The following is a 24553-nucleotide window of genomic DNA, read 5'->3' as shown; positions in this document are numbered from 1 at the left end:
TTTAACGTGGAGAAATTATGTATGGCGTCAACGTTGAGCAACCCGCCTGATTTTAGGGTTCTAATTCCAGAATTGTCTGTTCAATCAGATCGCACGCTTCGTGCATCTGTTCGTTGGTAATGACCAAAGGCGGAGCAAACCGGATTTTGTCGCCGTGGGTCGGTTTGCACAGTAAGCCCTTGTCTTTCAGCCGCAGGCAAATTTCCCAGGACGTTTTTTCGCCGTAAGCCGGATGTTCGCCAATAACGATGGCATTCAACAAGCCTTTTCCGCGCACCAGTTTCACCATTTCCGTTTTGTCAACCAGCACATTCATGCGGCTCCGAAAAACCTCACCCATAGTTGCAGCATTCTCGGCCAGCTTCTCATCTTCAACAACGCGCAACGCTTCCATCGTCACGGCGCAGGCCAAGGGGTTTCCGCCGTAAGTCGAACCGTGTTCCCCCGGTTTGATGGTCAACATCACTTCGTCGCTTCCCAAAACCGCCGAAACCGGCATGGTTCCGCCAGACAGGGCTTTGCCCAGCACCAATAAATCCGGTTTTACATTTTCGTGATCGCAGGCCAGCCGTTTGCCGGTTCGTCCGATGCCGGTTTGCACCTCGTCGGCAATGAATAGCACATTATATCTTGTACACAATTCCCGAACGCCTTTCAAATACCCTTCGTCTGGCACCACCACCCCGGCTTCGCCCTGAATCGGCTCCACCATAAACCCGGCAATGTGGGGTTCTTTCCGAAAAATAGCCTCCAGTGCATTCAGATCATTGTACGGAATCAACAGATACCCCGGCAACAGCGGTCCGTAATCATTGGTGCTTTCAGGATCGGTCGACGACGAAATGGCCGCCAGCGTCCGGCCCCAGAAGTTGCCGGTTGCATACACCGTTTTCGCCTGGTTCTGCGGAATCCCTTTCACTTTGTAGGCCCACTTCCGCGTCAGCTTCAGGGCGGTTTCGCCACCCTCCGCGCCCGAGTTCATCATTAAGACTTTATCATAGCCAAAATAGTCACATAGGTATTTTTCACACACGCCCAATTGATCCGTATGAAAAGCCCGGGAGGTCAGCGTCAGCCGCTGGGCCTGTTCAACCAGCGCATTGATGATACGGGGGTGGCAATGCCCCTGACTAACCGCGCTGTAGGCCGACAGAAAATCGAAGTATTTTCGCCCTTCCACATCCCAGAGAAAAATGCCTTCTCCGCGATTCAGCACAACCGGAACCGGTTTATAATTGTGCGCGCCGTATTTCCATTCCAGGTCAATGGCCTGTTGGGTCGCCGATATCGTTGGTAGAGTTTCCATAGTGCTATGTGGGAGGTGAGTGGGTAAATTGTTGGCAGATGCGTAATTTTAGGGCCAGGCCGATGGGCAATCAATGGTTTCAAAATTACACTTCCTTGCTCAGTCAGACAAACAATGCCGACTACTAACCCCAAAAAGCCCAAAATTGACGGGCTGGATGATGAAGATTACTACTACAACGAACAGGGCTACGTCGTTTTCACAACGGTTTATCACCTCAAACGCGGCTACTGCTGCAAAAATGGCTGCAAACACTGTCCCTGGCGGGGGGGAGTTAAGGGTTGAGAGTGCTGAGTTAAAAATGAAGGGTTGGCTGACGCATGATTTATTTACGCCGGTCTTGTTATAACTCTTAATTCTTAACTTTTAACTCATTACGGTTGTATTTAAATAAAATATTCCCCAATTTTGCAGGCTCATTCAGAAACAGGTATTGTCATGGCACGAGTTTGTCAAATTACAGGAAAGCGGACGCGGGTTGGTAACAACGTATCACACGCTAACAATAGAACAAAACGGAAGTTTTATCCCAACTTGCAGAAGAAACGTTTCTTCCTTGAGTCTCAGGGAGCATGGATTACGTTAAAGGTCGCTACTTCGGCCATGCGTACCATCAACAAGAAAGGCCTTGAAGCCGTGTTGAAAGACGCACACAGCAAAGGAACGCTGTCTGTTTAAGTAAATCACGGTAGTTGACGGTTTTCCGGGTGGCTGGCTCCTGCGAGATCAGGTCACTTTTTAGGTAAAACGCAAAATACAGGCGAATAAATGGAAAGATCATTCTTTCACATTCATTCGCCTGTATTTTGCGTTTTACTGGTTTTTAGCGTTCTAAATCATTCGCTTCAACGCAAATTGTGCAAAAACGATATTGCCATTGCGCCGAACAAGGATGCTGACTTCCTTGCCTTCGCCTTTTTGCAGCATCTTGTAGATCTCGCTCACGTTCAAGTCGCCCGCTGGCAGGTTGTTGATAAACAGAACTTCATCTCCGTCCCTCAACCCGGATCGGCTGGCCGGTGAGTCGTCCATTACCTTCTCAATGTAATAATTGCGGAAATTATCCCCGCGCGCTTTTAGTTCGAGTCCGCTCATGTCGTGTTCGAACGATTGCTTCAGGATGCGTTTGATGGGCTTCAGAACCATGTATTTATCCTGATAATTGAACGTAACCCGGAACCGGCGCAGAATTTCGCAACCCAAATTGCCATTTCGTTCGGCGGCATGTTCGGCAATTTTCAGGCCAAACGACGTACTATCGGGGAAAGACGCTACGACATTGTCCATTTCGAAATTTCCCAAACGGATTTTTTCAATCCGGCCCAGGTTCCCGTTGATAACGCCACTTAACCCCCGGCCCAGTTGCGCCCGCATTACCTTGTCGGGCAGCCGAATGTCGTCGCCATTGCTGCGATTGATGAGCAGCGCGTGGCCCGCACCCGTATCGATCACCACCCGAATGGGCAGTGTCTTGCCACCTTCGAGCAATGCCATCACATCAGTATACGGTTTTGTATCCTGAATCGCGATGGGATAACGCGAACCGTGCGACCGGCGATAGCGGTAGTTTTTGGGCGTATTCAACACCAATTCCCGACGCTGAAAATCAATGGTTACTACAAAATTATTGAACACTTCGTAGCCAAAAATGCCGTGAATGGGAACGCCGACGTATTCCGACAAGCGGAGAATGTCGTCATCCAGCACGACGATATTTTGATGCGTTGCCCGCATGTGCCCCATCATCAGCAAATTGTCGATGGCTACTGACGCCATCAGTTGACCGCCCTCGCCGGCACCGGTTAGTTTTACTTTTCGGGTAAAACGCAGGGGTTGCCGCCGGATGGCCGTGGGATCGGTGATAATTACCGAACTAACGCCGGTATCCAGAATAAAGTGGAGTGTGTCCGAATTATTAATCTGAATCGGAACGATGATCAGATTGGAATGCAGTTGGAACGGAATCCGGGTTTGCTTCCGGTTATTGGCAATGAAATACCCATATCGCTCACTCAGCTCGTCATTGCCTGCTAGCCCCCCCTGCCAGCAAAGCAGTAATCCGAAGAAAATGACAAACAGCTTCATGGCTTTTTTTGTGAATACGTAAGAAAGGTACAACTATTTTGTCTAATAACACAATTTTTTAAAAATCGTTGCTTAACAATTTTTATACTTTTTATTTGAATGGCAAATGCTGTTGAAAAACCGCTAATTTCGTCCTGCGAGTGGCTGAACAAGAAACCGTAAAATTAAGTTTAGAGGCACCCTGTTTTTTGTATTCGATTCGTAATCAGGGCTTAAACCATCCAATAACCAATGCGTAAAAAAATTGTTGCCGGAAACTGGAAAATGAACAAGACGCTCGACGAAGCTGTCGCGTTGGTGTCGGAAGTGGTCAATATGATCAAAGATGAGGTGACGGGAGAGGTTAATGTCGTGCTGTGTCCCCCGGCTCTTTACCTCACCACGCTCAAACCCTATCTGGAAGGCCAGACGCGGGTGGCACTGGGCGCTCAGAACTGCCACGAAAAGGCTTCCGGAGCATATACAGGTGAAATTTCGGCTCCCATGCTGAAGTCACTCGGGGTTCGGTATGTGATTCTGGGCCACAGCGAACGGCGGCAGTATTTCGGCGAAACGAACGCTCAACTGGCTGAAAAAGTGAACATTGCGCTAGCCAATGGTCTCACCCCTATTTTCTGCTGCGGTGAGTCGCTGGAACAACGCCAAACCGAAGTCCACCTGGATTTTGTACGCGCTCAACTGACCGAAAGCCTGTTCCACCTTTCCCCGGAGCAGTTTGCCAGCATCGTCATTGCTTACGAACCCATCTGGGCCATCGGCACGGGCCTAACGGCCACCTCGGACCAGGCGCAGGAAATGCACGCCATGCTGCGGCAACACATCGCCAGCCAATACGGCCAGGAAGTGGCCGACAACACCTCGATTCTATACGGAGGAAGTGCTAACGAAAAAAATGCGGCCGAACTCTTCGCCCAACCGGATGTTGACGGCGGGCTGATTGGCGGTGCTTCCCTGAAATCCCGCGAATTCACCCTCGTCGTGAAGGGAGTTAAGAATTAAGAGTGAAGAGTTGGCCGCCCGTGCGGTTGGCTGACGCAAGCTTAAAACAAATGCGTCAGCCAACCGCATGGGCGGCCAACTCTTCACTCTTAATTCTTTTGCCGCCATTTCCAGACGGAGAAGCCGATCCAGGCGATGGAACTTCGGTTCTCCCCCTTCTTGCTGAAAAGCCGTCCCATGTCGCTGAAACCGAGCGTGATGGGGCCTAAGCGGGTTGACATGCCGACGGCAACCCGGCTGTCAGCACCGATAATGGAAATCGGCAGGCCAAATTCAACGTCCTCATCTTCAAATCGGGGCGTGATAATCAGCATGTTTGGCATCTGAGTCGCTGAAGCCGCCGACAGGTTTTTCATCAACAAGCCGTTGACGAAAAAGGAAGGCATCAGCCGCATATCCGCTTCAAAATGCACCATGCGGGGCAATGCAACCTTTCCAGGATCATACGACTGCGGAATGTTGTCGGATTTAGTCGTCAGATAATCTGTCGGCGCGTTGCCGAATTTTTCCAGCTCTTCCTGCTGGAACGTCAACCGACCGCTGCCGGTTACCGACTGACCCGCCGGGTATCTAATACTTCCGCCATTCATCAAAGCCGCCGATAACCGAAGCCAGTAGGCCGGGCGCGGGTCTTTCGTCGATGCATACGATTCATAGCTCTTTCCGGTGGTTCGGCGGCCGATTTCATAGGTAGCCCCAAGATCATATCCCCAACCACTGCCGTAGGCGCTGGAAAAAACCGACGAAAGACCAAAATCCTTGCGGGGTGTCGTTTGGCCGAGTTCATATTGCAGATTGGTGATGTCCAGCGTTTTCTCCACATCGCCGTTGTTTTGAAGAATCGCGTAATTGCCCCGGGCGTTCAGGTAACTGAGCTGCGCCCCCACAATCCGCCGAACCGTAGCCCCCACATTCAACCGGTGCCAATGCCCGTCGAAAACCTGCAACCCGTAGGTCAGGCCAATTTCACCGTAGCTGTTGTGCGCCAGGTTAAAATCCATACTCCCCGCCGACGGCTGTAAATTCCTGTAAAAAAGCCGGTTGCGATAGGCCTCGGTCAAGTTTTCAGGCAAAGTGGAACCATACAGGTAACTTTTCATCCGGGTGTGCAGCGCAATCGTCTGGTTGCCGTCGACATTGAGTAAAATGGACGGCCCCATAATCTCGGAATACGACGTGGTTCGGGGCGCATCCGTGATGGAGCCAATCGTTCGAAGGGGCAAACTAAGTCCCTGGCTATAGGGCAATTGAATTGTCTGAAATAGACCCTTTGACACATATTTCGTGTATAACGAATTAACGGAAGATGTGCCGGTGAAGGCGATGATTTGAAATTTGTACCGCGAACCGGCAATGGAAGACGGATTCTGAAGCATCCGGTGAATTCCACCGTAGTTGCTGCTGACCAAACCCGGCTGGTATTGTGCCCGGACCATCAAGGAAGTAGAACCCACCAGAACGGTCAGGAGCAAGCGTAAAACAGAGTTTTTCATTTACTTATCGTTGATTCATTGTGTTCATTCTGTGCAAATTACCGGCAGCATCAATACGCAACTGTTCGTCGGCCAGCATCTGCCGGAGAACGGCGGAAAGCCGGTCGGTGGTCAGATTCAACTGATCGGCCAACAGACGGGGCGCAAGCCCCTGCCCGCCCGCAGCATCGAGGTGCTGCAAAATCCGTTGCCGGAGTTCACCGGAATCCGGCGGGTTCTGGCTTTGACTTAAACAGTGGTCGCAAATTCCGCAGGCGTCGCCGGGCGTTTCGCCAAAATAAGCCTGCAACAAGCGCGTACGGCACTGAATCGGGTTCTGGACGTAATCCATCATCGCCCGCACTTTGGCCAGATCCCGCTGCTTTCGCTGCTCCAGTTGCATGACGTTGACCGGCAAATTCCGGGCGTCGAAACGCGGGGTCAGGAACGTCAGTTGCGGTTTGTCTTTCTGTTTTTCATACACCACAATCGACCGTTGCGACAGTTGTTCCAGATACGAAAGGACCTCGGTTTCCGGCATTCGCGTGGTTTTGGCCAGCGAACTTTCCGAAATGCTGACAAAATTGGTAAACAACTCGCCCCCGTAAATCCGCAGCAGCAGTTTCAGAAACGAATCATAGTGCGGATTCATGACCTGAAACTCATACAACGCCCGGTTATCTACCGCAATCATCACTTTCGACGGGCTGAAATACGCTTCACTTAGTTCAATGAAACCTTCCAACTGCAACTGTTTCAGCGCATAATGCGTATCCGTTACCGGCAATTGAAACGCCTGACAAAACGCCGTCAGATCGAAATCAATGTCGGAGAATTCGCCCCCGCCAATGGCCAGATTGGCGTAGTTCGCCAGGGCCTGATACACCCGCCGAAGCATCTCAACCGGCTGGTATTGCTGAATAACCCGCTGTTCGATGTCGCTTAGGTCCTTGTGGCTATACAGCAAAACCGCATACGCCTTTTTCTCATCGCGACCCGCCCGCCCGGCTTCCTGGTAATAGGCTTCCAGGCTATCCGGCACATCCAGGTGAACCACCGTCCGGACATCCGGTTTGTCGATTCCCATGCCGAAGGCATTCGTAGCCACGATCACCCGTATACGGTTGTGAACCCAGGCATCCTGTTTATCAGACCGTTGCTTCGCCGTCAACCCCGCGTGGTAATAATCGGCGCGGATGCCCTGGTGGTGCAGCCACTCGGCCACGTCCTGCGTTTGCCGCCGACTGCGCACGTAAACAATGGCCGAACCCGGAACGCCCTGCAACACTTTCAGCAGGCGGGCTTCTTTATTCTCTTCGTAGAACGCAGAATACGATAAATTCTTGCGGGCGAACGTTTGACGGAACACCTGCGGCTGTCGCATTTCGAGCCTTTCAACAATATCCGACTGCACATCCGGCGTAGCCGAAGCCGTCAGAGCCACCACCGGAACGCCCGGCAGCAGGTCACGAAAAGCCGCAATCTGGAGATAGGGAGGGCGAAAATCGTAGCCCCAGGCCGAAATGCAGTGCGCTTCGTCGACGGCCAGCAAACTAATTTTCATCTGCTTGACCCGTTCAATCAGAATTTCGGTCTGGAGTCGTTCGGGCGAAACGTACAGAAACCGGACGTTGCCGTAGATGCAATTGTCGAGCGCCCGGTCGATTTCCCGCCAGTGCATGCCCGAATAAATCGCCACCGCCGAAATGCCGCGTTTCCGCAATTGCTCGACCTGGTCTTTCATCAAGGCAATCAGCGGGGTTACAACAAGGCAAACACCGCCCATGGCCAGGGCCGGAACCTGGAAACAAACGGATTTGCCCCCGCCGGTGGGCAGCAGCACGAGCGTGTCACGCCGGTCGAGCACGGAGCGAATGATGTCCTCCTGCAAAGGCCGGAACGACTCGTACCCCCAGAACTGTTTTAGAATTTGGTGGATGGTCATAACCAACCGTAAAGATAAATCAATCCAAAATTAGTTTATGTTCGTAACGGAACTTTCGCTGGACGACTACAAAAGTTATCGGCTGAAAAAAGTGGCGTACAACCAAATAAAAATCATGATCACAAAAGTCATTAAAACCGATGAAGAATGGCGCCAGCAACTGACGCCTGAACAATACCGGGTTGCACGCCAAAAGGGGACCGAACGGGCCTTTACGGGCGAATACTGCGAAAGCCACGACCCCGGCGTTTACCAATGCGTTTGCTGCGGCACCGATCTGTTCGAATCCAGACAGAAATTTGATTCCGGCACGGGCTGGCCCAGTTTCACCGAACCCATGGATCCGGAATTGATTCACCTCGAAAACGACTACACCTACGGGATGTCGCGGGTCGAAGTGCTGTGTGCGGTTTGCGACGCCCACCTCGGCCACGTTTTTAACGATGGCCCTCCGCCAGCGGGCCTGCGGTATTGCCTGAATTCGGTATCGCTGAAGTTGAAAACCATATGATTTTCAGAAAAACCGCCGGTTTTTAGTAGTCTGGGAGTTTTTTTACCCCGGAGGGGTTGACTGTTAATAGAGAAAAGTCGCTAAAAATTCAAAAGCTCCGGAGGAGCGCCCTAAGTAAAACAAGAGCGCTCCTCCGGAGCTTTTGGCGACCCGAAAAAGCATGGCCTAGTAACATTCAGCCCCTCTGGGGCTATAATTCGGCCTGGTTCGCTATACTAAATCCAAAAAACCGTATTTTGGGGTATGCGATTCCCAGTATACCTCCTCTGCCTTTGGCTGGTGCTGACCGGCTGCTCGACCTACCGCCCGATTCAGCGTCAGCTTCGCCAGAATCCCCAACTCACCGATCACGCTACCGGATTTGCCTTGTATGACTGGGAAAAGCAGAAAATGGTCGTGCAGCACCAGGCCCATCTGTATTTTACCCCGGCGTCCAACACCAAGCTGTTCAGTTTTTACGCCGGTTTAGTCACCCTCGGCGATTCCATCCCGGCTTTGCGTTACGTCACGCGCTCCGATTCCCTGATTTTCTGGGGCACCGGCGACCCCTCCCTTTTAAACCAGAATCTGCCCGACACCACGGTGTTGCGGTTTTTGCGAAACCGCCCCGAACGGCTGGTCTTTTCAACGGCCAACTACAGCGGCCCGCGTTTCGGACCCGGCTGGGCCTGGGATGATTTCAATGATGACTATTCGGCGGAATTGGCTCCGTTGCCGCTATACGGCAATTTTGTTCGCTTCATTTCGCCAGATCGCATAGCCCGTCTGGACGTAGAACCCCGGTTTTTCCAGGACAGCGTGTCGGCGGTTTCGGTGCGAAAATTTTCGAGAAGTGTTCAGCGCGACGAGCATCGCAACCGTTTCGACCGACCGGCTGCCGTGCGTCCGTTCCATCAGGACATTCCCTTTCGCTGGTCTCCACAACTCGCGGTACAATTGCTCGCCGATACCCTGCACCGCGACGTTGCCACGGCTTCCATCCCTTTCGACCACTCGGCCAAAACGCTGTATAGCCAACCCGCCGACTCTCTTTACAAACGGATGTTGCAGGTCAGCGACAACACCCTGGCCGAACACCTGATGCTGCTGTGTTCGTCGGTGCAGGATACCGTCAACCTGTCGATGGGTATTCAAACCGTCCTGAAAAACCATCTGGCGGATTTGCCGGACAAACCCAACTGGGTCGACGGTTCGGGTCTGTCGCGGTATAATCTGTTCACCCCGCGTTCGATTATCGCGTTGTTACAGAAGATTTACAAAACCGTGCCGCAGGAACGCCTGTTTCAGTTGCTGGCGATTGGCGGCTCGACGGGAACCATTCAGCGGGTCTACAAAACGGACCGTCCGTTCGTCTTCGCCAAATCCGGGTCGATGACGGGCGTTTATAACCTGAGTGGTTATTTGATTACGAAGAAGGGGAAGTTGTTGCTGTTCAGCATGATGCACAACAATTTTGCCGGATCAGTGGCCGATATGCGGAACCGGACGGCGGCTTTTCTGACGGAAATTCACCAGAACTATTGAATGGATACCGTAAATTTCTCTAAAAAAACGGGCGATTTCCGTTGAAAGCCACGGTTTCACCCGCTAATTTTGATCCTGCACAATGCCCCACCGAATCAGACCATACACACCATGCAGGAGGACTATAACCTTGATCAGTTGCGCCAGAAAATCGCGACCATCTCCGGACTTGAGCTGATCCGGTTGCAGTCGTTTCTGGAAAGCGAAATCCGACGGCGAAAACAGATCCTCAGCGAAATTCCCGCCATCACCCTCGAACAAATCCCGCTGCGGGTGCAAACCCGAATGACGTTTTACTCCATCGTCCGACGCCGGAAGGTTTGCAATCTGGCGGAAGTGGGGCGACTGACGCTCATCGAGACCCTGGCCCTGCTGAAACCGGCGGATTTGCAAAGCCTGAAAAGCCTCAACCAACGGGCCTATAACGAATTAGTCAACGAGCTGGCAAAACTAAACGTCCCCCACGATTCCATCGCGCTCTGGGACCAGAAAATGCTGGATACGAAGCCCGCTAGCCCACTTCCTTCCCGAACCATCAACCCCGCCGAGCCCGCTGCCAACCGGGGCCATGCTGATAAATTATAAGCTTCTCAACCCGGCTAATCCACGAAAAGCAAAAGCCATAAAACCGCATCAGTAGTTGCTGCGGTTTTACGGCTTTTTGGGGTAACTCCTTATCCTATAGCCTTGTTCAATGGATCTTTTTCAACTCAAAAAAGCCCCGACGGTTTACGACGCCATCGTCGTCGGATCGGGTGCCGGGGGCGGCATGGCGGCTTATATGCTGACCAAAGCCGGGGCCAAAGTGCTGCTCCTCGAAGCTGGCGGGTATTTCGACCCGGCCGATCCAAAATACATGACCCAGCTCAAATGGCCGTATGAATCGCCCCGGCGCGGAGCCAGCACCACGCGGGCGGGCGGTGATTTCGATGCTGCCTGGGGTGGCTGGGAAATCGAAGGCGAACCGTATTCGTCAAAACCCGGTGCCGATTTTCACTGGTTCCGCTCCCGGATGCTGGGCGGTCGCACCAACCACTGGGGCCGGATTTCGATGCGCTTCGGCCCCGACGATTTCCGGCGTGGCTCCCTCACGGGAATCGGCGACGACTGGCCCATCACCTACGACGACATGAAACCGTTCTACGACCGGGTGGACAAACTCATCGGCGTTTTCGGGTCGGTCGAAAACATGCACAACGAACCGGATGGCCATTTTCTGCCACCTCCCAAACCACGTTTGCACGAGCTGATGCTCAAAAAAGCCGCTACCGGCATCGGCATTCCCGTCATCCCATCGCGCTTGTCCATTCTGACGCAGCCGATTAACAAAGAGCGCGGGCAGTGTTTCTACTGTCGCCAGTGCAACCGGGGCTGCTCCGCTTATGCCGATTTCTCGTCGTCGTCGGTGCTGTGTATACCGGCCATGAAAACCGGTAATTTAACGCTGCAAAACAACGCGATGGTGCGGGAAGTGCTGACCGACGCGAAAACCGGTCTGGCTACGGGTGTTTCCTACGTCGATACGATCAGCATGCAGGAAGTATCGGTCTACGGGAAAACCGTCATTCTTGGGGCCAGCACCTGCGAATCGGCGCGGTTGCTGCTCAATTCCAAATCCTCCCGTTTTCCGAATGGACTTGCCAATTCGAGTGGCGTGGTCGGTAAATACCTGAATGATTCCACCGGTGCCTCCCGATCCGGGTTTGTCCCGGCTTTGATGGATCGTAAACGCTACAACGAAGACGGCGTGGGCGGGATGCACGTCTTTACGCCCTGGTGGCTCGATAACAAAAAACTGGATTTTCCGCGCGGCTACCACATCGAATACGGGGGCGGCATGGGCATGCCCGGCTACGGTTTTGGAGGTGGCATTGAAGCCCTGAACGGCAAAATTCCCGGACGCGATGGCAAGATGAAACCCGCAGGCGGCTACGGTGCCGGATTGAAAGACGACGTTCGCCGGTTTTATGGCGCCTACGTGAGCATGTCGGGCCGGGGCGAACCGATTCCGCTGGAGAGCAATTACTGCGAAATTGATCCGAATACCGTGGATAAATACGGAATTCCAACGCTGCGGTTTCACTACAAATGGTCGGACAACGAGGTCAAGCAGGCCAAACACATGCAGGACACGTTCGAGCAGATCATCGAAGCGATGGGCGGCATGCCGATGGGCAACAAACCCGGCAAAGAGCAGAACTACGGACTGGCGGCTCCCGGCCGGATTATCCACGAAGTCGGAACGGTGCGGATGGGGAACGACCCCGCCAAGTCGGCACTGAACAAGTTTCAGCAGGCCCACGACGTCAAGAACCTGTTCGTCGTCGATGCCGCCCCGTTTGTTACCCAGGGCGACAAAAACGTCACCTGGACCATTCTGGCCGCATCCATGCGCACGAGTGAGTATTTGATCGATGAAGTCAAGCGGAAGAATATTTAGAAGACGTTTGAATAAAGTGACTAGTCGGTTGCCAGGCGACCCATTGAATTGTTTGAAAGAGAAGGCTAAAAATGGTTGTCATGAGATCGCGTATCAAGCTGACGGGTTGGTCATTTGTTGCGTTTTATTCAACAAAAAAAAGCGATCTTCTGCCCCGTTAGGGGTTCAACAGCGTAGCGTCGGTAGCAAGCAATGTCCATTTCCCAGGCTCCCGCGTGCCTTTAGGTACGCGACCTCCCTGTGGTACAGCGTACCTAAAGGCACGCGGGAAAGGCCGTCTTCTTTTAGCTACCGACGCTGCGCTGTTAGATCCCTCCGGGATGGGTAACCCTATAACCAGCTCACAGATGGTAAGCACCGTAGAACTAAAAAACATAAGGTGTTGTGCGACATTCGATCTAATTCAGCTATTTTTTAATCCTTAAAAACATGAAACGCAGAGATACCCTTAAAGCAATATCGGTCGCGTCTCTCGGTATGGCGGTTGGGCCAGTGGAGGGCGCCGTGCCGGAACCACCCGAACCCAAACCCGCCGTCAAGCTGCTGCCGGGGCGGCAGAAATTCGAGGCTGAACGCGATCTGAAACTCCTCGCGGCTGAGAAATTCTTTACCCCGGCGGAGTTGCAAACCGTCACGATCCTGAGCGACATCATCATTCCCGCCGATGCCAAATCGGGCAGCGCGTCGCAGGCCGGCGTACCGGCTTTCATCGAGTTCATGATGCGCGACCAACCCCGCAATCAGACGCCGATGCGCGGAGGGCTGCGCTGGCTGGATGCCAAGTGCGTCAGCCGCTACGGCAATCCGTTTGCGAAATGCACCAAAGAACAGCAAATCGATATGGTCGAGCAGATTGCATATCCGGCCAAAAAAGTACCGGCTGACCTGACGCAGGGTGTCGCGTTTTTTACGATGATGCGCAACTTTGTCATGGGCGGTTTTTACACCAGCAAAATGGGGATCGAAGACCTGGGCTACGTCGGTAATACGCCCAACAAATGGGACGGCGTTCCGGACGATGTGCTGAAACAGTACGGATTGAGCTACGACGAAGCGAAGAAATGAATTACGACAAACGACCGGGTCAGTATTGATTCCGGTCGTTTGTCATTACGGAAGGTATGCCTCTGGAGGAGGTATATCTTGTAGTTCTACCAAGATATAAAGTAAATGCAGTACCATAACCTATTATCAAAAATATAGAGCCATCTGCTGAAGGTAAAATTTTCACCTACCCCCTTAACCATTTACAGCCTTGCTGCTCTCTGACTTTGTGTCCATCATCGCCAATGATTTCTGCAGGTGTTCAGTGAAATTATAAATATCATTCAAGGACTGAATCTCATGTTTTACTTCTTTCCGGGCTTCATCTAAAAAGGCAATGTACTTCTTCTGCCCATTCATATACAAGCGGCAAAGCGGTTTTCGATTGTTATCATCCAGCAAAATTGCGAAGTACGTTTGCGCATCCCGATGATAGATACGTTCGCCATTAACAGTTGACCGGAGGATGGCGCGTACGATATAAAATGCTTCCAACTCTTCAGCCGTAGTCACAATAGCTGAATCCTTTTTCACTTCGACGGCTGGATCTGCAACTACCGAACCAGGAATTTCCTGCTGCTCTTCTTTTGTTAGAGCTGATTTTAAACGGTCGGTAATTTGATCACTAACTATTTGTTGAAACCCCTTTCTTAATAGGACTTGTGGAACTTTTTCAACTCTTCAAAGTGGACTTCCTTCATATCCGTTAAATTAATTTCCAAAAATGGCTTTTGATCCATTTTGTTCGGCTCTACTAAATCGGTATAAAACCGATAGTTAACACCATTGGTTAATACGCCAAACCGGGCTTTTGTCACATGAAAATACCGAAGTAATTGATTATCATGAAGGGTCAGACTTTGGTTATGGTGCTTGCATTCGATAAGAATAATAGGCTGGCCATTTTTCAAAATAGCGTAGTCAACCTTCTCTCCCTTCTTAGTACCAATATCGCTGATAAATTCAGGTGATACTTCATGTGGGTCAAACACATCATAGCCCAATGTGTTGAGAAACGGGAGAATAAGTGCGGTTTTAGTCGCTTCTTCAGTCTGAATAGAGTCTTTCAATCGGACGATGCGGTCGCCCAATTGCTTAATTTGATCTTTAAAGTCCATTAGGTAAAAGGTTTTAGAATATACAAACGTAAGTGGTTGTCAGACGAAAGTAAATAGGTACCAAACGTACTTATCGAAATAAGTAGAAAAACTTTATTTCTACCCAAAATTCATTTTAAAATAAACACGAACTATGAGATTTATTGATTTATTATGAGCTAATTAAGTGATAGAAGTACGACATGTTTCCGCGTCGCCGGTGCGATAGCAAAATAAATCACCCGATTTCTCCGCGTGCCTTTGAGTACGCAATCTGCTGAACTTGTTGCGTACCCAAAGGCACGCGGAGAAATCGGGTGATTTATTTTGTTGCTACAAACATCAGTCCGCTACGCGGCCATTAATCCTAGTTCGAGTTAAAATAAGATCAGTTTATACCCCGGCAACGCATTAATTTTCGTCAAACCCGCTTCTTTCTCAATTTCTTTTGCGTACTTACTGCTCCTTTTTTTTCAATTTACAGGCGTAATCGTTACCCAGCATGTCCATCGTACCGGCGATTCGAAGCAAATACGGGCTCTATCGGAAATTGCTGCGGGAGCATAAATATGTGCTGCGGGATACGGTCGATGTCGTCAAAATTCCCGGCAATTCAACCTTTCTGGAAGGAAAAACCGCCGTTTCGCACAGTGATCTCGACGCGGAAATCACGCTGACCGTCCGCGTCAAATGCAACGATCACGACTTTTTCCGGTTCGAGCTGCGGTGCCTCGAACTGAGCGAAGAACCGTTTTTTGAGTTTCACAGCGACGGCTGCACCCACCGGAATGCTGACGAGTCGATTCCGCTTGCCCGGCAACGCGTCACGACGCCCCATTTCAGCCAGTATAACCAGCAGGGGGCCAACGTGACCTATTCCGGGCCGGAAACAATGGAGGATACAGATATTACCAGCCGGATGGCGTATTTTTGTCAGGAAGCGAAGCTGAATCTGCGCGACGACGAGTTTCCCCTGATCCGGGTGTTGCCCAACGCACTGCCGCTGCACGTAACCCAAAAAGACCCCAACTCAACGGTTTTATTTCTGTAATGGTATTCGAGGAGATTTACAACGACATCAAAACCGCCTTCGGCCAGCTCTGGACGTTCAAAGAGCGGGGAAAATCACTGGAAATTATTACGCCGTATACCACGACGACGCAGAAATTCATCTCCGTCTTCCTGTCGTTTAAAGACGAGGAATACATCGTTTCCGACGGGGGCTGGCTCGACAACGGGTTCTACGAAAACTCCTTCAATCTGGAAGACGACACCTTTCGAAAAATCGCGCACCATTACTTCAATGCCTTCGGCATCAAGGAAATCAAAGGCCCTAGCCAGAAGACCTATTTTTACAAAAAAACCATCACGCCCATTGCCGTTCCGTCGCTGGTTTTCGATATGGCCAATTTCATTGCGGCCATGGTCAGCACATCCGAAATCGAATTTGTAGAACGCGAGGAGCGGGAAACCAAGGAGCAATTCCGGCGGTCGGCCAACGAATACCTGCAAACCGTCATTCCCAAAGAAAAAATCGATCTGGGCGTTTACCTGGACGACAAGAAGCAAATCCGGCTGCACGCCGTCGTCAAACAGTCGTCGTCGCGGCTGGTTTTGATCAACTACATCACCGGCAGCAATCCGTATTTTTTCAACAACAGCATCACCAAAACCAATTTCCTGTTCGAACTGGCGGAGAAATCCGCGGTGGGCCGGTTTGTGAAGCGCAAGATTTCACTGATCGATACCACGGCGGCCGGTTATGTGCCCACCCGGATTGCAACGTTCATCAACCACCTGCTGGAAAATACCGGCTCCGAAAAAATCGACTGGTCGGAGCGCGAAAAGCTCCAAAACATGATCTGATTACTTGATCATTTTCGTGACCTCAAACGTTCCCTGCCGACTGCCCGCCCGGCCGTCGGCCGTTATGCCGTTGATCATAAACCGGTACGTGCCTTCTTCGTCCGACGTATAAAATTCCAGTTGCCCTTTGCCCTGTCCGTCGGTTTTCAGCGTGGGAACCCAGTGCAGCAGGTTGCGCAAATCCGGCATCCGGCTCCCCGACCGCTGGGGCGTATCGTAGCGGGGCGTGTAGAAATCACGCGGAATCTGCAAGCCTTCGTAGTCGGCCAGCAAAGCTTTGGCATCCGGCCGATAGCCTGCCAGATCACCTTTGTAGGTCGTAAAACTGATGATGCCGTCGAAAACCAGCGGCCCAACGATGTAGCGCCGGGTCATGACGTCCAGCCGCTGCACTTTCCGGGGATCAATTTCCATCACTTTGTTCATGTTGAAAATCGGAACACCGTCCAGCAACGCCAGCGGGCTTCCTTCAAAGAACTGCTTGTGGGGCGTATCAAGCAGGCTGATTACGTAACCGTCCCGGCGTTTTCGCGCCATCACCCCCGGTACGTATTCGCGAAAAACTTCTTCCATCACCGGAAACCGGGTGAAATCGTCAAGCCGGTATTTTTCGTCCGGAACGCCATAAAACGCCACGCTATCGACCTGGGGCAAGCGGTAGCGGCTCAGGTTTTCGCGGTAATAGGCATTCTGCACCTGCATTGGAATGCTGCGGGCCAGCAGCGGCTCTTTCAAGGCCGTCGGAAAATCGAAAACCGGTAGGCGGGATGCCGAAAACCGGTCGTGGAAAGGGCTCTGCAACTCGATTCGGAACAGGCTGTCTTTCGGATTGAGCTGCACGACGAGGTCTTTGGGGCCAAAAAACTCCTTCATTTCGAAGTGAATCCGCCCCTCTTTGTCCGACCGGGAACCGTATAACAGAATGTGTTTGCCCGGCACCGACAGGTACGAACTGATGTTGTATCCCGGCTGGCCCGTTCCCGGATGAATCACTTTTCCACGGATGAAATGTCCGTTTACCTCCGGCAAATGCGCTTCGGCCAGTCGGTCGGTTTGCAAAACCGTCTCCCACCGAAACCGGCGCCAGCCCTGCGTCAGCATCAGGTTGTCCGTCACTTCGTTCACCTCGGCTCCCGTGGGCCGGAAATAATAGTCCGGCGATTCGACCCCACCCCGCAGATCGGACGTCAGAAGCAAATAACTCAGAATGTCCCCGGATTCCGCTGGTTGGAGCGAATCGAGCCGGTAGACCGCTACGGACAGATCCGTGAGCGCGGATTTCCCGGTTTCATCCTGCGTCGTTACATCAAAAACCGCTTTCTCGCGGGTCGATAACGCTCCGCTCGTCAGTTTAGCGTCGATCGTTAGCCGCCGTTCCGGTCGTTTGAAATACAGCCGTTCGCACACCGGTTTTCGGCTGGCATCGAAAACCGTCAGGTGTGAAATGCCTTCGCCCAGCGTTTTTTTATCGATCAGAAACGATACCGAATTGTCACGCAGGCCTTGCTCATCGGCGCGGATGGCGGCCATTCGCGTGTGTATCAGCAAATACACCAGCGAGGCCGATGGCACCGTGGTTTTCACCGTAACCCGAAGCTGATCCTGCCCCTGCTCCTCTACCTGCATCGTGTAGCCCTGCTCCTGAACGGCGGGCAACGGACGCGTGAACGTCTTCCCAACGGCATCGGTCAGCACCGCCCGATATTGCTTTCCTTCGGCGGGGGTCAACGCAAACCGCCCCATGCCGAACTTCAGTGGTTTGAACCGGACGACGGTGTCGTTGTTTTGATCCAGAACAACACCTTGTAAATCAACCCCTTTTCCGGCTATCCCAACCATTTTGAAGGCCAATACACCAGGCAGGTTCCGAACCAGATTACCGCCTTCCGCGAAAAACTGAACATCATACGCCAGCGAATCTTTCAAAACCGGCAATTCCAGTTTCCGAAACGTGTTAACAATCGTGACCGGTTTTTCGAAGAAATAGTCGGGGTCGGTATTTTTCATCCAGTTGGTATACGCCCGAACGAGGTAATTCCCCGAACCCAGCGTGGTGGGCAGAAACAGGGAGCCGTTGCCCGAACCGTCGGCGAGGGCGACTTTCGTTTGCAGAACCGGGCGGTTTTCTTTGTCGAACACCTCCAGATAGGCCACTTTACTCAGCGACAAGGGCTGGTGAAATGTTCCATCGACGTAATTGATCTTGAACCACATCAACTCCCCGGCTACATAAAACGAGCGGTCGACATGAACAAACAGTTTTTCCTGCAACGACTGGTTTCGGTAGGTATCGAGCTGCTTCCGGATCAGATTTTCCGTCTGTCCCCAAACCGGTACTTTGGCGAAGAGAGTCAGAAGGAGAAAAGCGGCCTGAGCGGTTTTTTTGAGTGGGTTCATGGGTTGCGGGATCATCACCAGAAAGTCGGTTTAACGTTGGTACCCGATGTCCGGCAATCGACGCAATAGGCCGAGCTCATCCGGTAAGCGATTATTTGCCCCAGGGGGGAGAGAATTTCATCAATGGGAATGGCCCCCGACTCCGCCTGATCGGCCGCCGACGGTTTTTCCGGCGTTCTGAAGAGGGGAGCCGTATCCGGCAGACAGGCTTCATACATACTCGGAATCCGCCAGGGCGGCAGTTCGGAGGCATTGACAAAAATGCGCTTTTCTTCCACCGAATAACCGCTCAGATAGCCCACTACGGGTTCGTTCGGATCGGTTACGCCGTGGATATTGCCGATGACCTGAAACGGCTGCGGATCGAAAATCGACCCCAGGCTCTCGGTGTTTTTGCGCAGATTCTGCCAGTATTCAAACGATTCTGCGGTTTGGGCATACTGCTTGACCAGCAGGCTGTACCGAATCTTCAGGCGATTGGAAGAGGTATTGGAGACGAACACCAGCGGAAATTGATCGATCACGTCCTGCGTCAGTTTCTCCGACGAGCCGACGAAAATACCGGTCGATTTTCCGTTGCTCCAGCAGTGATTGACGTCGTCCATCCGGGAAACGAACTTTTTGTTCAGGTATTCGACCCGGGAGTAAAATGCGGAATAAAACTCCCAAGTTTCTTCGTACTCCCAGCGGTAATATTTTGTGTTGTTCGTTGGATCGCGGGTCGTTACATAAAACTGCACGCCCTGATCCTGCGCCTTCCAGCTTACGTTCTCAATTTTGGGTGTCTGTTTAATGGTTACGTAGTCGGACTGATAGCTGCGCCCGGCGGCTGTTTTGATGTTCAGGCGGTATTTCTGATTAAACTGTAACCAGCCAGCGGCCAGCGTATACGTCCCATCGCCTTTGCCGACAAAGGTCTGGCTGCCACCTTTTTCGCCCTCCACCGTCACCGTCGCTTTGGTTTCCACCGTGGGTTTGCTGCCGTCCGTCAGGTTCTGCGTGCGCGTCAGCCGGATGCTGCTGACACCCGATCCGTTCAGAAAACCGTCGACCACCAGATAGGTATTGGGGGCCGAAACCGCCGGTGGGCGGTACGGATCGACGCAACTATCGATGAGGATGGTTGCGATCAGGAGAAGACTAAGCCAACTAAAGTTGATCCGATTCATGAGCTAATTGAAAATCAATCGATAACACTATACATCAATCAATGCTTTTCACCAGAAACCGGGTTTAACGTTCACGCCCGCGGTTCGGCAATCGATGCAGGTGGGCGACCCCATCAGGTACGCAATTAAAATGCCCTGCGGGGAGAGGTAGCCCTCGATCGGAACCCAGCCCGCTCCCGCCATCTCTGCGGCCGATAAGTCGGGCGGAGGGGGCGCAAGCAAAACCGTATCCGGCACACAGGATTCGTAGCCACTCGGAATTCGCCAGGTGGGCGGCAGTTGCGTCGGGCTAACAAAAATGCGTTGCTCCTCCACCGAATAACCGCTCAGATACCCCACTACGGGTTCGTTCGGGTCGGTCACGCCGTAGAGATTACCGACGACCTGAAACGGTTGCGGATCGAAAATCGACCCCAGGCTCTCGGTATTTTTCCGCAGATTCTGCCAGTATTCAAACGCTTCCGCCGTCAAAGCCGACTGCCTGACCAGCAGACTGTAGCGGGTCTTCAGGCGATTGGACGACGAATTGGAGACAAAGACCAGTGGAAATTGATTGATCACATCCTCCGTTAGTTTTACCGACGAAGCCACAAAAATGCCGGTCGATTTTTCGGTCCGCCAGCAATGGTTGATATTTTCGGCCCGACTTACAAACTGCTTGTTCAGAAAGTCGACGCTCGAATAATAGGCCGAGTAAAACTCCCAGGTTTCTTCGTATTCCCAGCGGTAATATTTTGTGTTGTTGGCTGGGTCATGCGTGGTTACCTGAAATTGCACGCCCTGATCCTGCGCCTTCCAGCTCACGTTGTCAATTTTGGGCGTCTGCTTCACGGTTACGTAGTCTGACGCATAGCTGCGCCCGGCGGCTGTTTTGATGCTCAGGCGGTATTTCTGATTAAACTGCAACCCGCCAGCGGCCAGCGTATACGTCCCATCGCCTTTGTCGACAAAGGTCTGGCTGCCACCTTTTTCGCCTTCCACCTTCACTGTCGCTTTGGTCTCGATGGCCGGTTTTTTGCTCTCCGACAGGTTCTGCGTCCGCGACAGGCGGATGGTGCTCACTCCCGCAGCATTCAGAAAACCGTCGACCACGAGATAGGTGTTGGGAGCCGAAACTTCCGGCGGCCGGTACGGATCGACGCAACTCCCGATCAGTAGTGCAATCCCTATCGTCACGTATTTTCTCATGCTCAGAATTTGAAATTGTACGTGAGCGTCGGAATCGCCTGCCCAAAAATGGAAAGTTTGTAGCCTCGTACCACTCCTCCCAGGGAGGTGAAATACACTGAATAGGCATTCCGTCGGCCTGTCAGGTTGTAAACGGCCACCGTCCAGGAGCTGTGGGCCAGCTTTTTAACCTTGTGGTTGCCCTCGATGTTGAGCGATAAGTCGGCGCGGTAATAGTCCGGAATCCGGTACTGGTTCCGCTCCGAATAATAGACCCGGGGCGAACCCGCCAGCTCGTACTTTGCCAGCGGCAGCGTAATGGGCCGACCCGTGCTGTATGTAAAATTGAGCGAAACGCTAAACCGGCGGTTGATGCGGTAATTCCCCACCCAGGTCACGTCGTGCGGTTTATCGAAATTGCTGGGGTAATACTCGCCCTGGTTGATGTTTTCCTGCGGCACGCTCTGATCCACGCGCAAAAATGTGCGGGAATACGTGTAACTCAGCCAGCCGTTGAAACGACCGGTGATCTTTTTGACCAAAAATTCAACGCCATACGCCATTCCTTCCGCCCGAACCACCTCCGTTTCGGGGTGATGATTCATGATGAGCGTGGCGCCACTGCGGAAATCCAGCACGTTGTCCATCGTTTTGTAATAGCCCTCGACCGAGGTTTCGATGGTGTTGTTTTTGAAGTTTTTGTAGAGACCGACCGAAAACTGGTCGCCCACCTGCGGCAGGATATTCGGATCGCTCAGCTTCCAGATGTCGGTGGGAGCCATTGCCGTGGTGTTCGACAGCATGTGCAGGTATTGCCGCATCCGGTTGAAACTGACCTTGATCGATGCGTCGGGCGTGAACGCATACCGCGCCGAAATCCGGTATTCGGGGCCGTGATACGTTTTGATATTTTTTCCGGCTCCGTACGAAAGTGTGTCCAGGATATTGGCTTCCGTTTTGGGCGACCCATTCGGATACACATTGATGTCTTTCGGACCGAGGTAATTGAACAGCGAATACCGCAACCCAAAGTTGATCGAAAACCGGGGCGAAATGTCAAACCGGTCGCCCACATACAGCGCACTTTCCAGCGCCTGCTCCGTCGGCACCACATCCGGCCGAACCAGCGATTCGCCCCCCAGCGGCTGGAATTGACCCGGACGCAGTTTGTATAAATTCGAACTGACGCCAAAATCGATGGTGTGTTTGGCCGTCGGGTAATAGTTAAAATCGGTCTTGAACGTTGTCTGATCGATCTGAAACGTAAGCTTGTAGGCATTGACCGGATTCTGGTCGCTGGAAACGGAATACTTGTACTGGCTGGTGGTTCCCGTAAAAACGCTGTAGAGTTTGGTGTTGAAGATGTGTTTCCACTTCAGCGTCGCGTTCATGTTGTTGTAGTTGTAAACCGTATCGCTGTTGAGCCGAAACTCATCCTGGCTGTAATAGCCGGTGAGGTAAATCGTATTTTTCTCGTTGAATTCGTGGGTAATGTGGGCGTTCAGATCGTAGAAATTCGCCCGGCTGTTTTTGAATGCCGGATTTTTCAGGCTGCTGAGCAACCAGTCGGAATAGGTCGATCGAGCGCCGATCAGAAACGAGGATTTTTCTTTGACAATCGGTCCTTCCAGCGTCAGCCGCCCCGTCAGAACGCCAATTCCACCGGAACCCGACAGTTTTTTCTTGTTTCCGTCACGCGTGGTCACTTCCAGCACCGACGACAGCCGCCCGCCATACCGCGACGGAATACCGCTTTTGTAGAGTTCAACGCTTTTGATCATGTCCGGATTGAAGGCCGAGAAAAAACCGAACAGGTGCGACGGATTGTAAATCGTGGCGTCGTTGTACAAAATCAGGTTCTGGTCGGTCGAGCCGCCCCGCACGTTCAGCCCCACGCTGCTCTCCCCCACCGACTTGACGCCCGGCAAGGTCAGCACCACTTTCAGCAGATCGGCTTCGCCAAAAGCCGTCGGCACCTGCCGGAGCGTGCGGATGTCCAGCCGTTCGAGGCCCATTTGCAGCCCCGACACGTTCACGTCCTTCTCGGCTTCGATCACCACTTCTTTCAGGGCAATCACGTCGTCCTCCATCTCAATTTCCAGCTTCCCGTCCGAATAGAGCATAATTTGCCGCTTCGTATCCTTCATGCCGATGCTGCGCACCCGGAGTTCGTGCCGACCGCGCGGGAGCGTAATGGAGTAATAACCAAACTGATCGGTGACGACGCCGATGCGCGGTTTTTCGATGTAAACAGCCACGCCAATCACCGGTTCGCCCGAAGCAGCATTCCGGATGTGACCCGCGAGGTTGGCGTTGCCGGGCCGAACGGGATTGGTGGCCCGGCCAATGTTGAACAAGCGGGTTTCGAGCGTGATCCGGCGTTTTTCTTTTTCCGCCAGGTAATCGACCACATTCGTATCGCCCTCGCCCGTGCTATTGCCCCGGTCAAAAAAGCCAATGGGTAACTCCGTCCGAATGGCGCGTTCCGGCGTGATGAAAACCTGTTTTTTGGCGTCGATGGCGTAATACAGGCTCGTGCCTTGCAGCACCTCCTGCAAAACCGCCGGTAATCTCTGGCCGCTTTTTTCGTAGTTGACCCGGATGCTGTCGACATCGCGGAGGTTGTAGAAAAACCGGTAATCGGTCTGGGTTTCCACCTCCCGGACAAACTGCTCGAAGGATAGGTTGGTGAATGGCCCGCGGATGGTTTTCTCAGCCGCCTGCTGCCCGAAACCGGCGGTGAGCGAGCCCGCAAAACAGCACAACAGGAATAAGGTGCGGTAGAATTTCGTCATAACGATCGGGTTGCTGCGTCGTATTGCTGGGTGAGTTTTACAATGGCGGCTTCGCGGTTCTTCGCAAATTTGATGCGGTTTTCGCGGAGGTATTTGCGGAGGGTTTTCTTTTGATCGGCAAACAGATTCAGGACCGATCGTTTGGTTTTAACGGGGTAAAAGAGGCCGTTTTTGCCGATGTAAAAACTATTTTCCGATAGGAACTCCTCCTTGACGGCGTTCTGCACCAGTTCGGTTCGGATGGTTTTGACCCGTCTTGCCAGCACTTTCGACCGCCCATCGTACAATTGGTCGTAAAAGCCCGTTCGCAGGCCAATGTTGTGGGCCGTATCCCGCACGATCCGAATGAAGTGGTGGTCGGCAATCGAAAACCGGCTTACTTTGATGTTTTGTAACTGCATCCGGTATACGCTGTCGATGTGAGGCACCACCACGACGTCATCCACCAGATCGTAGAGCAGGCGAATATTCTGGTAGGTGATGCCATCGTAGGTGACGGAGCCGGTGCGCCAGAGCGAGTCGAGGTACGGATAGCCTTTGATGGTTGGAAGGTGACCGACGTATTCGGCGCCGTTGTATAACCGCGCCTGATCGGCGGTGGAACGAACGTAGCGGGCGTGGGCATACCGAATGGCCTGTTCCCGGAATGAACTGTCTACCGAAGCACGCTGTCCGAAAACCGTGCAGGGCAGAAGGAGGGCAATTAAAATAACCCAGATAACACGATGATTCATTG

21 protein-coding genes are annotated in these 24553 nt (G+C 52.5%); 10 read left to right on the top strand and 11 right to left on the bottom strand.

The annotated features are described in order from the left end of the window. Positions 1–52: 52 nt before the first annotated feature. Entirely contained in the window at positions 53–1306 is a 1254-nt protein-coding gene (gene rocD, locus ACO064_RS15945) for an ornithine--oxo-acid transaminase (RefSeq protein ID WP_421828255.1), read from the bottom strand. Positions 1307–1420: 114 nt separating this feature from the next. On the opposite strand from rocD, the gene ACO064_RS15940 reads away from it, so the two are divergent. Both ACO064_RS15940 and rpmB read left to right on the top strand, forming a co-directional pair. Continuing rightward, a complete protein-coding gene (locus tag ACO064_RS15940; protein ID WP_421828254.1) occupies positions 1421–1591 on the top strand; it encodes a DUF5522 domain-containing protein in 171 nt (56 codons plus the stop codon). Between the two features lie 153 nt (positions 1592–1744). Next, entirely contained in the window at positions 1745–1984 is a 240-nt protein-coding gene (gene rpmB, locus ACO064_RS15935) for a 50S ribosomal protein L28 (RefSeq protein WP_114408630.1), read from the top strand. Positions 1985–2137: 153 nt separating this feature from the next. Here the strand turns inward: rpmB and ACO064_RS15930 are convergent, their stop codons facing one another. After that, positions 2138–3391, bottom strand: coding sequence for an aspartyl protease family protein (locus tag ACO064_RS15930; protein WP_421828253.1), 1254 nt, complete (start codon positions 3389–3391; stop codon positions 2138–2140). A gap of 231 nt (positions 3392–3622) precedes the next feature. Between ACO064_RS15930 and tpiA the strand changes: the two genes are divergently transcribed. Continuing rightward, a complete protein-coding gene (gene tpiA / locus ACO064_RS15925) occupies positions 3623–4390 on the top strand; it encodes a triose-phosphate isomerase (RefSeq protein ID WP_421828252.1) in 768 nt (255 codons plus the stop codon). A gap of 89 nt (positions 4391–4479) precedes the next feature. On the opposite strand, the gene ACO064_RS15920 is transcribed toward tpiA, so the two are convergent. Next, a complete protein-coding gene (locus tag ACO064_RS15920; RefSeq protein WP_421828251.1) occupies positions 4480–5883 on the bottom strand; it encodes a DUF5723 family protein in 1404 nt (467 codons plus the stop codon). 4 nt (positions 5884–5887) lie between these two features. After that, a complete protein-coding gene (locus ACO064_RS15915) occupies positions 5888–7807 on the bottom strand; it encodes a RecQ family ATP-dependent DNA helicase (protein WP_421828250.1) in 1920 nt (639 codons plus the stop codon). A 115-nt stretch (positions 7808–7922) separates the two neighbouring features. Here ACO064_RS15915 and msrB point away from each other — a divergent pair, with 115 nt between their 5' ends. The 5 genes from msrB to ACO064_RS15890 all read left to right on the top strand — a co-directional run bounded on the left by msrB (position 7923) and on the right by ACO064_RS15890 (position 13347). Further along, positions 7923–8318, top strand: coding sequence for a peptide-methionine (R)-S-oxide reductase MsrB (msrB, locus tag ACO064_RS15910; RefSeq protein ID WP_421831030.1), 396 nt, complete (start codon positions 7923–7925; stop codon positions 8316–8318). Between the two features lie 243 nt (positions 8319–8561). Next, positions 8562–9842, top strand: coding sequence for a D-alanyl-D-alanine carboxypeptidase/D-alanyl-D-alanine-endopeptidase (locus ACO064_RS15905; protein WP_421828249.1), 1281 nt, complete (start codon positions 8562–8564; stop codon positions 9840–9842). Between the two features lie 111 nt (positions 9843–9953). Continuing rightward, positions 9954–10427, top strand: a complete 474-nt coding sequence (locus ACO064_RS15900; protein WP_421828248.1) for a hypothetical protein — start codon at positions 9954–9956, stop codon at positions 10425–10427. Between the two features lie 109 nt (positions 10428–10536). Next, a complete protein-coding gene (locus ACO064_RS15895) occupies positions 10537–12282 on the top strand; it encodes a GMC oxidoreductase (protein ID WP_421828247.1) in 1746 nt (581 codons plus the stop codon). 429 nt (positions 12283–12711) lie between these two features. Beyond that, on the top strand, positions 12712–13347 hold the full coding sequence (locus tag ACO064_RS15890) for a gluconate 2-dehydrogenase subunit 3 family protein (protein ID WP_421828246.1): 636 nt from the start codon (positions 12712–12714) through the stop codon (positions 13345–13347). 174 nt (positions 13348–13521) lie between these two features. Here ACO064_RS15890 and ACO064_RS15885 read toward each other — a convergent pair whose 3' ends face one another. Together ACO064_RS15885 and ACO064_RS15880 are read right to left on the bottom strand one after the other, a co-directional pair. Continuing rightward, complete coding sequence (locus ACO064_RS15885; RefSeq protein WP_421828245.1) at positions 13522–13860, bottom strand: hypothetical protein; 339 nt, start codon at positions 13858–13860, stop codon at positions 13522–13524. 116 nt (positions 13861–13976) lie between these two features. Further along, entirely contained in the window at positions 13977–14444 is a 468-nt protein-coding gene (locus ACO064_RS15880; RefSeq protein ID WP_421828244.1) for a type I restriction endonuclease, read from the bottom strand. 481 nt (positions 14445–14925) lie between these two features. Here ACO064_RS15880 and ACO064_RS15875 point away from each other — a divergent pair, with 481 nt between their 5' ends. Together ACO064_RS15875 and ACO064_RS15870 are read left to right on the top strand one after the other, a co-directional pair. Further along, positions 14926–15474 carry a hypothetical protein gene (locus tag ACO064_RS15875; protein WP_421828243.1) on the top strand — a complete coding sequence of 183 codons (549 nt, stop codon included), beginning with the start codon at positions 14926–14928 and terminating at the stop codon, positions 15472–15474. Beyond that, a complete protein-coding gene (locus ACO064_RS15870) occupies positions 15474–16289 on the top strand; it encodes a hypothetical protein (RefSeq protein ID WP_421828242.1) in 816 nt (271 codons plus the stop codon). Before ACO064_RS15875 ends, ACO064_RS15870 begins: the two co-directional genes overlap by 1 nt. Here ACO064_RS15870 and ACO064_RS15865 read toward each other — a convergent pair whose 3' ends face one another. The 5 genes from ACO064_RS15865 to ACO064_RS15845 are packed head-to-tail and all read right to left on the bottom strand — an operon-like array spanning position 16290 to position 24551. Next, a complete protein-coding gene (locus ACO064_RS15865) occupies positions 16290–18686 on the bottom strand; it encodes a hypothetical protein (protein ID WP_421828241.1) in 2397 nt (798 codons plus the stop codon). 14 nt (positions 18687–18700) lie between these two features. Further along, entirely contained in the window at positions 18701–19855 is a 1155-nt protein-coding gene (locus ACO064_RS15860) for a DUF4249 domain-containing protein (RefSeq protein WP_421828240.1), read from the bottom strand. A 48-nt stretch (positions 19856–19903) separates the two neighbouring features. After that, positions 19904–21043 (bottom strand): DUF4249 domain-containing protein, encoded by a 1140-nt coding sequence (locus tag ACO064_RS15855; RefSeq protein WP_421828239.1) that lies wholly within the window; start codon positions 21041–21043, stop codon positions 19904–19906. A gap of 2 nt (positions 21044–21045) precedes the next feature. Continuing rightward, positions 21046–23817: a TonB-dependent receptor gene (locus ACO064_RS15850; protein ID WP_421828238.1), complete on the bottom strand. Its 2772-nt coding sequence runs from the start codon at positions 23815–23817 to the stop codon at positions 21046–21048. Next, entirely contained in the window at positions 23814–24551 is a 738-nt protein-coding gene (locus ACO064_RS15845) for a hypothetical protein (protein WP_421828237.1), read from the bottom strand. Before ACO064_RS15845 ends, ACO064_RS15850 begins: the two co-directional genes overlap by 4 nt. Between the last annotated feature and the right edge of the window lie 2 nt (positions 24552–24553).

Source organism: Larkinella sp. (assembly GCF_965227735.1).
Lineage (GTDB): Bacteria > Bacteroidota > Bacteroidia > Cytophagales > Spirosomataceae > Larkinella.
Note: the sequence above shows the minus strand (reverse complement) of the source record. Positions and strands in the feature narration are given on the sequence as shown.

What these genes read in the sequence shown, in the direction of transcription:
- ACO064_RS15900 (WP_421828248.1), top strand. Translation starts at nt 9,954, where the DNA reads ATGCAGGAGGACTATAACCTTGATCAGTTGCGCCAGAAAATCGCGACC.
- msrB (WP_421831030.1), top strand. Translation starts at nt 7,923, where the DNA reads ATGATCACAAAAGTCATTAAAACCGATGAAGAATGGCGCCAGCAACTG.
- ACO064_RS15905 (WP_421828249.1), top strand. Translation starts at nt 8,562, where the DNA reads ATGCGATTCCCAGTATACCTCCTCTGCCTTTGGCTGGTGCTGACCGGC.
- ACO064_RS15895 (WP_421828247.1), top strand. Translation starts at nt 10,537, where the DNA reads ATGGATCTTTTTCAACTCAAAAAAGCCCCGACGGTTTACGACGCCATC.
- ACO064_RS15920 (WP_421828251.1), bottom strand. Translation starts at nt 5,883, where the DNA reads ATGAAAAACTCTGTTTTACGCTTGCTCCTGACCGTTCTGGTGGGTTCT.
- rpmB (WP_114408630.1), top strand. Translation starts at nt 1,745, where the DNA reads ATGGCACGAGTTTGTCAAATTACAGGAAAGCGGACGCGGGTTGGTAAC.
- ACO064_RS15875 (WP_421828243.1), top strand. Translation starts at nt 14,926, where the DNA reads ATGTCCATCGTACCGGCGATTCGAAGCAAATACGGGCTCTATCGGAAA.
- rocD (WP_421828255.1), bottom strand. Translation starts at nt 1,306, where the DNA reads ATGGAAACTCTACCAACGATATCGGCGACCCAACAGGCCATTGACCTG.
- tpiA (WP_421828252.1), top strand. Translation starts at nt 3,623, where the DNA reads ATGCGTAAAAAAATTGTTGCCGGAAACTGGAAAATGAACAAGACGCTC.
- ACO064_RS15855 (WP_421828239.1), bottom strand. Translation starts at nt 21,043, where the DNA reads ATGAGAAAATACGTGACGATAGGGATTGCACTACTGATCGGGAGTTGC.
- ACO064_RS15890 (WP_421828246.1), top strand. Translation starts at nt 12,712, where the DNA reads ATGAAACGCAGAGATACCCTTAAAGCAATATCGGTCGCGTCTCTCGGT.
- ACO064_RS15845 (WP_421828237.1), bottom strand. Translation starts at nt 24,551, where the DNA reads ATGAATCATCGTGTTATCTGGGTTATTTTAATTGCCCTCCTTCTGCCC.
- ACO064_RS15880 (WP_421828244.1), bottom strand. Translation starts at nt 14,444, where the DNA reads ATGGACTTTAAAGATCAAATTAAGCAATTGGGCGACCGCATCGTCCGA.
- ACO064_RS15870 (WP_421828242.1), top strand. Translation starts at nt 15,474, where the DNA reads ATGGTATTCGAGGAGATTTACAACGACATCAAAACCGCCTTCGGCCAG.
- ACO064_RS15865 (WP_421828241.1), bottom strand. Translation starts at nt 18,686, where the DNA reads ATGAACCCACTCAAAAAAACCGCTCAGGCCGCTTTTCTCCTTCTGACT.
- ACO064_RS15930 (WP_421828253.1), bottom strand. Translation starts at nt 3,391, where the DNA reads ATGAAGCTGTTTGTCATTTTCTTCGGATTACTGCTTTGCTGGCAGGGG.
- ACO064_RS15860 (WP_421828240.1), bottom strand. Translation starts at nt 19,855, where the DNA reads ATGAATCGGATCAACTTTAGTTGGCTTAGTCTTCTCCTGATCGCAACC.
- ACO064_RS15850 (WP_421828238.1), bottom strand. Translation starts at nt 23,817, where the DNA reads ATGACGAAATTCTACCGCACCTTATTCCTGTTGTGCTGTTTTGCGGGC.
- ACO064_RS15940 (WP_421828254.1), top strand. Translation starts at nt 1,421, where the DNA reads ATGCCGACTACTAACCCCAAAAAGCCCAAAATTGACGGGCTGGATGAT.
- ACO064_RS15915 (WP_421828250.1), bottom strand. Translation starts at nt 7,807, where the DNA reads ATGACCATCCACCAAATTCTAAAACAGTTCTGGGGGTACGAGTCGTTC.